Here is a 422-nt window from a genome sequence, read left to right on the forward strand (position 1 = left end):
ATACGGATGCGCTGGCGCGCGCTTCAGCCTCCATTGCCTTGGGCAGGTCTCCCCACAGGACCGCGACCTGCAGGCGGTACGTCCAAAATGCAAAAGCGGCAATGTCCCGATGGAACTTTCCACTGATACAGTCGCTCAGCAAATCGAGATACTCGACATTTGGATCGTGCATCCCGATATCGACGGGAACCCCCCTGAGCTCGCGGATCAACCACGCCTGTGCCATGAACGCGTCAACGACTAGCGCAAACGCAGCATCCCGCGCGAGTTTCAAACCGTCCTCGGCGATTTGTTGAGCCTCCGACAACGCACCACCACTGAACAGTAAATTCGTGACAATGTGCCGTCGGGAATAGACGGCGAACGTCATGTCACCCTGGCGGTCGGTGAGTGCCGTCGCCTCCTCCAGATGCCGCCTCGCC

The 422-nt window shown here is 59.2% G+C and carries 1 protein-coding gene; it reads right to left on the minus strand.

Features of this window, described 5'->3' with window-relative positions; genetic code table 11:
- The coding region (locus tag AC1DBD_RS17840) for a hypothetical protein (protein ID WP_476982724.1) at positions 1-422 on the minus strand (422 nt) is incomplete at both ends.

The organism is Arthrobacter sp. 10T419, from assembly GCF_056394105.1.